This is a genomic window from Streptomyces bohaiensis, from assembly GCF_012033785.1.
In the GTDB taxonomy this organism is placed as follows: Bacteria; Actinomycetota; Actinomycetes; order Streptomycetales; family Streptomycetaceae; genus Streptomyces; species Streptomyces bohaiensis.
The window spans coordinates 20,225-28,116 of the sequence record NZ_JAAVJC010000040.1 but is presented as its reverse complement, the minus strand read 5'-3'; the positions used below and the strand labels follow the sequence as shown (position 1 = coordinate 28,116).

At 73.0% G+C, this 7,892-nt stretch carries 6 protein-coding genes and 3 pseudogenes; 4 read left to right on the top strand and 5 right to left on the bottom strand.

What is annotated here, in order from left to right:
- Positions 1 to 511: 511 nt before the first annotated feature.
- From HCN52_RS07735 to HCN52_RS07725, 3 genes and pseudogenes are all read left to right on the top strand, one after another.
- On the top strand, positions 512 to 1,810 hold the full coding sequence (locus tag HCN52_RS07735) for an extracellular solute-binding protein (RefSeq protein ID WP_168087616.1): 1,299 nt from the start codon (positions 512 to 514) through the stop codon (positions 1,808 to 1,810).
- Between the two features lie 121 nt (positions 1,811 to 1,931).
- Positions 1,932 to 2,936, top strand: a complete 1,005-nt coding sequence (locus HCN52_RS07730; RefSeq protein ID WP_168087615.1) for a carbohydrate ABC transporter permease — start codon at positions 1,932 to 1,934, stop codon at positions 2,934 to 2,936.
- A pseudogene (locus HCN52_RS07725) lies at positions 2,933 to 3,829 on the top strand (carbohydrate ABC transporter permease); the annotation flags it as partial. The gene HCN52_RS07730 and the pseudogene HCN52_RS07725, both read left to right, overlap by 4 nt.
- Here the strand turns inward: HCN52_RS07725 and HCN52_RS07720 are convergent.
- Positions 3,824 to 4,108, bottom strand: a pseudogene (locus HCN52_RS07720) (NUDIX domain-containing protein); the annotation flags it as partial. The pseudogenes HCN52_RS07725 and HCN52_RS07720 overlap by 6 nt on opposite strands.
- A gap of 123 nt (positions 4,109 to 4,231) precedes the next feature.
- Positions 4,232 to 4,522, bottom strand: a pseudogene (locus HCN52_RS26360) (VOC family protein); the annotation flags it as partial.
- Between the two features lie 696 nt (positions 4,523 to 5,218).
- Here HCN52_RS26360 and HCN52_RS07710 point away from each other — a divergent pair.
- The gene (locus HCN52_RS07710; protein ID WP_168087624.1) at positions 5,219 to 5,632 is read left to right on the top strand and encodes a YciI family protein; all 414 of its coding nucleotides are present in this window, start codon (positions 5,219 to 5,221) and stop codon (positions 5,630 to 5,632) included.
- Positions 5,633 to 5,647: 15 nt separating this feature from the next.
- Here the strand turns inward: HCN52_RS07710 and HCN52_RS07705 are convergent, their stop codons facing one another.
- The 3 genes from HCN52_RS07705 to HCN52_RS07695 form a co-directional block, all read right to left on the bottom strand.
- Entirely contained in the window at positions 5,648 to 6,445 is a 798-nt protein-coding gene (locus HCN52_RS07705; protein WP_168087614.1) for an NAD(P)H-dependent oxidoreductase, read from the bottom strand.
- Positions 6,446 to 6,452: 7 nt separating this feature from the next.
- On the bottom strand, positions 6,453 to 7,064 hold the full coding sequence (locus tag HCN52_RS07700; protein ID WP_209314271.1) for a TetR/AcrR family transcriptional regulator: 612 nt from the start codon (positions 7,062 to 7,064) through the stop codon (positions 6,453 to 6,455).
- A 176-nt stretch (positions 7,065 to 7,240) separates the two neighbouring features.
- Positions 7,241 to 7,723: a peptidylprolyl isomerase gene (locus tag HCN52_RS07695; RefSeq protein WP_312876594.1), complete on the bottom strand. Its 483-nt coding sequence runs from the start codon at positions 7,721 to 7,723 to the stop codon at positions 7,241 to 7,243.
- Positions 7,724 to 7,892: the final 169 nt, after the last annotated feature.

Below are 7,892 nucleotides of genomic sequence, written 5' to 3'. Positions count from 1 at the left end.
GGCGCCGGGTCTCCTCGGCCGCCCGGCCGCCCTCGCCGTCCGCGCGCGGCGCGCGCCGCCCGGGGAGCAGTCGCCGCAGCACCGCGAGGAAGAGGCGCAGTCGGCCGCGTGGGCGGTGCTCCCCGGGGGCCGCCGGACCGGCCTGCTCGTCCCGGTCCGCGGCGCGTCGTTCTGCCATGGCGTCCGTCTCCTCGTCGGTGGCGGTGGTGCGGTCACCAGGGTCGCCGCTGCCGGGTCAACGAGCCCCGGTGCGGCCCGGTTTGTTGCGCTGCTGTTGCCCGTGGGGGACGAACGGAGGACGGTACCGCCGGTCCGGTGTCGGTCCGATAACGAGAACCGAAGCCCAGCGCAGACCCGTTGACGCCCCGATAGGTCTAGGCCAAGCTCGGGCTCTGGTCTACACCACTAGCGGGCCCGGAGCGGTCCCGGCTCCCGCGTGCCCGGACCGCCGTGTCGACGACTCGCCGACGGCCCGGGCGGTGGCGCGGCGGCACCTTGTCGAGGAGGACGAATGAATCGCAAGCTCATGGCGGCCATCGGCGCTGTGACCCTGCTGGGCGTCACGGCGTGCGGGTCCGACAGCGGCGGCGGCGGGAGCGCCGTGGCCGCGGAGGACCGGGACGAGACCCTCACCGTGTGGCTGATGGGCGAGGCCGACTCCACCTGGCCCGAGCTGGTCACCGAGGTCAACGACACGTTCGCCGAGACCTACCCCGGCGTCACCGTCAATGTCCAGTACCAGCAGTGGGGCGACAAGACCACCAAGCTCGACGCGGCCCTGGGCGGCAGCGAGTTCCCCGACGTGGTGGAGCTCGGCAACACCGAGACCATGACCTACATCCTCAACGGCGTCCTCGCCGAGATCGACCCGGAGCAGTACGACAACTCCGACACCTGGATCGGCGGGCTGGTCGACACCTGTTCGTTCGAGGGCGCCATGTACTGCGTCCCCTACTACGCCGGCTCCCGGGTCGCCGTGTACAACGCGGACATGTTCGAGGCCGCCACCGGCTCCGCGGAGTTCCCGCAGACCGAGGACGAGCTGCTGGAGGCGATGACCGCGCTGGACGAGGAGTTCGGCGAGGGCCAGGCCTACTCCCCGATGTACCTCGCGGGGCGCAACTGGCACGCGGCCATGTCCTACGTCGTCGGCTACGGCGGCCAGATCGCCGAGTTCGACGAGGACTCCGGCGAGTGGAGCGGGACCCTCTCCACCCCCGAGGCGCAGGCCGGCATCCAGCACTACATCGACCTGGTCAAGGAGTGGAACCGCGGCGACCAGACCAAGGACGAGGAGGACCACGCCCTCGCCATGGCGCAGGAGCGGGCCGCCCTCATCTACGGCAACGGCTGGGAGGCCGGCGTCGTCGTGCACGGCGCCGAGGGCAACCCCGATCTGGAGGGCACCATCCAGGTCGCGGGGATGCCCGGCCCGAACGGCGAGCCGCTGCCGTCCTTCATCGGCGGTTCCGACCTCGCCATCGTCGAGAAGTCCGACGTCCAGGACCTGGCCGCCGAGTGGATCGCGCTGTTCACCTCGGAGGAGTCCATGGAGGTGCTGGTCGGCAAGGACACGCTGCCGAACAACACCAAGCAGCTGGAGCCGCTGAAGGAGAACCCGACCACCGCGCCGATGGCCAACGCCGTCCCCGACGCCTGGTTCACCCCCATCGCACCGGGCTGGTCCGCGGTCGAGCAGCAGAGCGTGCTGCCGAACATGCTGCTGGAGGTGTTGCGCGGCACCCCCGTCGAGGAGGCCACCGCCACCGCCGACGCCGCGATCGACGACCTGATCAACAACGAGGCCTGACCGGCGCCTTCGCCCCTCCACCGCCCGCCGGCGGTTCCGGGGCCGCCCTGCGCCCGCCGCGGTACCGCCGCCGGGCGCAGGGCGACCGGACCCTACGGACGACACGAAGGACCCGCCCCAGATGAGCGTCCCCACCCTCGACCGGCCGCCCGCCGCGGGCGGCGAACCCCAGGAGCCCGACGGTCCCGGCGGGCCCGCCGCCCCGGCGGCCGGAACACCGGGCCAGGACCGCGGCCACCGCGGCGGCATGCTGCCCTACCTGCTGGTGCTGCCCGGCCTGCTGGCCATCGCCGCCGTCTACTTCTACCCGCTCTACCGCACCCTGGTGATGTCCTTCCAGGACTACCGCCGGCGCCACCTGTGGACCGGGGAGACCCCGGACTGGGTCGGGTTCGAGCAGTTCACCAACGTCCTCACCGACGCCCACTTCTGGGCGGTGGCCACCCGCACCGTGGTCTTCATGGTCGTGTGCGTGACGCTGACCGTCGGCGGCGGGCTGCTGATCGCGCTCATGATGCAGCGGATGTCGCTGGTGGTCCGGCTCATGGTCACCGCCGCCCTGGTGACCGCGTGGGCCATGCCGATCGTCGTGGCCACCTCGATCTTCCGGTGGCTGACCGACTCCGAGTACGGCATCGTCAACATCCTGCTGAGCAAGCTCCCCGGGGTCGACTTCCGCGGCCACAACTGGTTCATGGAGACCTGGCAGGGCTTCGCCGTGGTGGCCGCCGTCGTCGTCTGGGGGGCGATCCCCTTCGTCGCCGTCACCCTCTACGCCGCGCTCACCCAGGTGCCGAAGGAGCTGGAGGAGGCCGCCCGGCTGGACGGGGCGGGGAGCGCGCAGGTCTTCCGGAACGTCGTCTTCCCCGTCATCAAGCCGGTGTTCACGCTGGTGACCACCCTGTCGGTGATCTGGGACTTCAACGTCTTCCTGCAGATCTTCCTGATGCGCGGCAACAACGTGGAGCCGCAGTACGAACTGCTCGGCATCTACTCCTACAACCTCGCCTTCCAGAGCCAGTCCTTCAGCCAGGGCACTGCCGTGGCGCTGATCACCGTGCTGCTGCTCGCGGGCGTCGCCGTCTACTACCTGCGCCAGATGATGAAACGAGGCGAGGTCGAATGAGCACCCCGGCCACCACCCTCCGCCGCCTGACCGGCGGCTCCACGCCCGCCACCACGCCGGACGGCGCGCAGGACCTGCGGCCGGACCGCAAGAAGCCGACCCGCTGGTTCAACCTCGGGGGCCTGCTGGTCTTCGTGGTGATGGCGTTCCCGGTCTACTGGATGCTCGTCAGCGCCTTCCGGCCCGGCCGCGAGATCCGGTCCTACGACCAGACGCTGTGGCCCTCCTCGTTCACGCTGGAGGGGTTCCAGTCGGCGATCAACAGCAACTTCTTCTGGACCTCGGTCCGCACCAGCCTGATCGTCACCACCGTGACGGTGGTCGCGGCGATGCTGCTGGCGCTGCTGACCGCCTTCGCCATCGGCCGGTTCCGGTTCTACGGCCGCAAGCCGCTGCTGATCGTGCTGGTGCTGGTCCAGCTGCTGCCGCCGCTGGCCATGCTGATCCCGCTCTACCTCCAGCTCAACCGGATGGGCGGGCTCAACCAGTACTGGGCGCTGATCGTCGTCTACACCGTCTCCGCGCTGCCGTTCGCGGTCTGGATGCTGCGCGGTTTCATCATCAACATCCCCAGGGAACTGGAGGAGTCGGCGATGGTGGACGGCTGCACCCGCATGGGCGCGTTCTGGCGCGTCGTCTTCCCGCTGATCGGCCCCGGGATCGCCGCCACCTCGGTGTTCTCGCTGGTCAACACCTGGAACGAGTACCTGCTGGCGTACGTGGTGATGCAGGACAACGAGCGGTGGACCCTGCCGGTCTGGCTGATGAGCATGACCACCCAGCGCGGCACCAACTTCGGCTCCCTGATGGCGGCCTCGGTGCTGATCGCCCTCCCGGTGGTGATCTTCTTCATGATCGTCCAGCGGAAGATGGCCTCCGGTCTCACCTCGGGCGGTCACGAACACCACCGTCAGGAAGCCGCCCGGGGCCTCGGCACCCCGCGCGCCGTGCACCACGTGCCCCAGCCGCAGGTCGGCGGGGTCGGCCACCAGCCCCGTCTCCTCGTGGAGTTCCCGGACCGCCGCGTCCGGCACCGCCTCGCCGGGGTCGCACTTGCCGACCGGCACGTCCCACAGCCCCCGCCCGAACTTCGCGTCCGGGCCGCGGCGCAGCATCACCACCCGGTCGGCGGCCGTGTCGTGGACGACGACCGCCGCGGCCAGCAGCGTCATCGAGGCAGCGGCGACCGCGGGCGTGGGGACGGCCGGGGTCGGGAGGGCGCCGGGGCGGCGCAGCAGCGCGAACCGGGTGCCGCCGGGGTCGCGCAGCTCCGCGCGGTCCTCGGTGATCGGGCCCGCCGCGGTGGCGCCGAGACGGCGGGCCCGGGAGGCGGCGGTGGGGACGTCGTCCACGGCGAACTCGGGCACGACGGCGCCGTCCGCGCCGGGGACGCCCGGCCGCAGCAGCAGCGCCGGCAGCCCGTCGGGCAGCGCGAGCAGGACCGCGCCGTCGGGTGCCGACGCAGGCTCACCGCCGAGGAGCGCGGCCCAGAACCGGGCCACGCGGCCCGGGTCGGCGCAGGCGATCGACAGGCGGGCGGTGGCCGGGGCCGCCGCGACGGGCTCGGTGGTGTCCGGGGTCTCCATGGCAGGCATGGCAGGACCCTAGGCTGTCGACGCTTCGCGCCGCGACGCGGTTTCCTGTCCCGCCGCGCGGGCTCCGCGCTGGGCGAGGCGGGCCGGTCAGCGGCGGCGCGGCGGCGCCGTCAGCGTCAGCGTCGCCGTCCCGACCGCGAGCGCGAGCAGCACCCCGGTGAGCACGGCCCTGCCGGTGCTGCCGCCGTCGGAGAGCGCCACCAGGAACGCCGCCCCCGCCCCCGCGCAGGCCGCGGCGACGACAGCGCGCGGGAGCCGCGGCAGCACGCGGAACCGCCGACCGACCACCAGCGTCACGACGGCGACGACCAGCCCCGCCACCACGCCCACGGTCAGCGCGCGGCCGGCGGCGGCCCCGGCACCGTGGTCGAGCAACCCGCACGCCAGACCGTAGAGAGCGCCCAGCAGCACCGCCCCCGTCCTCGTGCCCACCCCGGTGCGGCGCGGTGCGGCGTGCTGACCCATCGACGGCTCCCTCCGGGCGGATGTGCCCAGCGGAACCCGGGGCCCAGGCGCGGGCAACCGCTCACGCCCGCCCCTGGGCCGGACGGCGGAGACCGCTCACCCTGCCGGGCGGGGACACGGAGCCGGCCCGGCCCGGCCTGCGGCACCGGTCGGGGGCGGCTACGTTGGCATCAGGGGTCGCCGCGGGGCCCGGCCGGGCGCCGGAGAGGCTGGGAGCGAACCATGAAGTACATGATCGCCCTGATGGGCACCCAGGGGGACTGGGACGCGATGCGCGGCGGTCGGGACGACCAGGGCCGCGCGTGGTCGCGCGGTGACGTGCGCGCGATGGTCGACCACATGGACGGCATCGACGCCGAGCTGCGCAGTCGCGGGGAGCTGGTCGAGGGCCAGGGGCTGGAAGGGCCGTCGGCGACCCGCACCGTCCGGCTCCGCGACGGTCGGCGCGAGGTCACGGAGGGGCCGCACAACGGCAGCCGCGAGGCGCTCGCCGGCTACTGGATCGTGGACTGCGCGTCGGAGGAGAGGGCCCTGGAGATCGCCGCACTGGCGTCGGCGTGCCCGGGGCCCGGCGGGGCCCCGGGCGGTGACCCGGTGGAGGTCCGTCCGGTGATGGAGGAGCCGCCTGGGCCGTAGCGTCCGCGGATCGCCTCAGCGGGCGGTCGCCCGGTGGATGCCGAGGTCGGTGCGGTCCGGCAGCAGGTCGGCGCGGAGGGCTCGTGTGCCCTGGTAGTCACCGTCGCGCAGGCGGCGGTACCGCCGGGGCTCCTCGGACCCCACACCCGTCAGTCGGGTCCGCAGCCGCTCGACCTCCCGCTCGACGTCGTCGGCCTTCAGGGCGTCGGCGTCGTGCACCACGTGCAGGTCGAGGGTGTCGATCCCCACGTACCAGAGCACGCCGTGGGTGAGGGGGAACAGCAGGGACTCCAGATCGCCGCTGATGCCGCGGGGGCCGATGGAACGGGCGTCCTCCCCGGCGGTGACCACCACCAGTGCCCGGCGCCCGGCCAGCGGGCCGTCGCCGTAGCGGCGCGGCACGCCGAGTTCGGGGTCCATCTCCCCGAAGGCGAAACCGGCGGTGAGCACGCGGTCGAACCAGCCCTTGAGGATGGCGGGCGGCCCGTACCACCACAGCGGGAACTGGAGCACCAGCAGCTCCGCCGCGGCGAGTTTGGCCTGCTCGGCCCGCACCTCTGCGGGCAACTGCCCCTGTTCGTACGCGGTGCCGGCCTGCTCGGCGAAGTTGCCGGGGGTCTCCGCGAGGTCGCCGAGGTCGGAGGCGCGGCTGACGGGATCGAACCCCTGGGCGTAGAGGTCGGAGGTGGTCACGGTCCAGTCCGGGGCGAGCGCGCGGGTGCCCTCGCGGAACAGCAGGTCGTTGAAGGAGCCCGGGCGGGGGTGCGCGTGCACCCACAGGGCGGTTCCTGGGGTGGTGGGGTGGGTGATCACAGTGGTGTCAGCCTTCCTCGGTGGTCGGTCGGGTGCCCGTGACGACGGCCTCGACGACACGGGCCAGCGTCGCCGCCGCGTCCTCGGCGGTCATGTCGTCGGCCAGGGCGGAGCGGGCCAGCGCGTCGCCGGCGCCGACGATCGCCGGCAGTGCCGCCGCATCGATCGGTCCGGCGAGCGGTTCCAATGCCTCGCGGCACATGCGCAGGTAGGCTTCCTCGGCCTCCCGGCGCACCGCGCTGAGAGCGGGGGAGCCCGCGAGCGCGGCGACGACGTCCGCGAGTTCCCGGCCCTCCGCCAGACAGCAGTCGACGTAGGCCGCGGCGACGACGTCCGCCACCGCGCCCAGCTCGGGCGGGGTGGCGTCCAGGACGCGGGCGAGCGTCTCGCGCCGCCGCTCCTCGAACGCGCGGTAGAGCTCCGCGAGGACGCCGGAGCGGTCGCCGAAGTGGTCGTACACCAGCGGCTTGGTCACCCCGGCCCGTTCGGCGAGTCGGGCGAGGGTGAACTCGTCGGTCCCGGAGTCCCGGATCAGGTCGCGGGCCGCGTCGAGCAGCTGCGCGCGGCGCTGCCGCTTCGTCAGCCGGCGTCGGGCCGGTGCGGCGGTGCGGTCGGTCATCCCGCCTCCCCAGTTGGCTACCATTCGTAACTTACGATTCGTAGCTTACGGCTCCGGTGGGTCGGCGTCCACCCGGTCGGCCCGCGGAACGCGCGCAGCCCCGGAACGCGCGCAGCCCCGGCGCTGCTGCGCCGGGGCTGCGGGGAGAGCGGGGAGCGGCACCGGGCCGCACGGGGTCAGTTGATGTCGATGCTCTCGATGACGACGTCCTCGACCGGCTTGTCGCCGGGCTCGGTCTCGGTCGCGGCGATGGCGTCCACCACGGCCTGGCTGTCCGCGTCCGTCACCTCGCCGAAGATGGTGTGCTTGCCCGTGAGGTGGGGGGTCGGCTCGACGGTGATGAAGAACTGCGAGCCGTTGGTGTTCGGTCCCGAGTTGGCCATCGCCAGCAGGTAGGGGCGGTCGAACGCCAGGTCGTCGGAGAACTCGTCCTCGAACTGGTAGCCGGGTCCGCCCATGCCGGTGCCCTCGGGGTCACCGCCCTGGATCATGAACCCGTCGATCACGCGGTGGAAGATGACGTCCTGGTAGAGCGGGGCGTCGCCGTCCTGGCCGTCCCAGCTCTTCGAGCCGTCCGCGAGGCCGAGGAAGTTGTGCACCGTCCGGGGCGCCTCCTCCGGGAACAGCTCCACCGTGACGGGGCCCTCGCTGGTGTTGATGACGGCCTCGGTGGCGAGCTCCGCGGGGTCGACCGGCTCGTCCTCCGGCTCCTGGGTGGCGTCGCTGTCGTCGGTGGTCTCCTCCGTGCCGGTCCCGGCGCCGTCCGAGGAGTCCTCGTCCGAGGAGCCGCAGGCGGTCAGCAGGCCGAAGCAGAGAGGGACGGCGACC

Coding starts and splice junctions, on each gene's coding strand:
- HCN52_RS07735 (WP_168087616.1), top strand. CDS start 512: ATGAATCGCAAGCTCATGGCGGCCATCGGCGCTGTGACCCTGCTGGGC.
- HCN52_RS07730 (WP_168087615.1), top strand. CDS start 1,932: ATGAGCGTCCCCACCCTCGACCGGCCGCCCGCCGCGGGCGGCGAACCC.
- HCN52_RS07710 (WP_168087624.1), top strand. CDS start 5,219: ATGAAGTACATGATCGCCCTGATGGGCACCCAGGGGGACTGGGACGCG.
- HCN52_RS07700 (WP_209314271.1), bottom strand. CDS start 7,064: ATGACCGACCGCACCGCCGCACCGGCCCGACGCCGGCTGACGAAGCGG.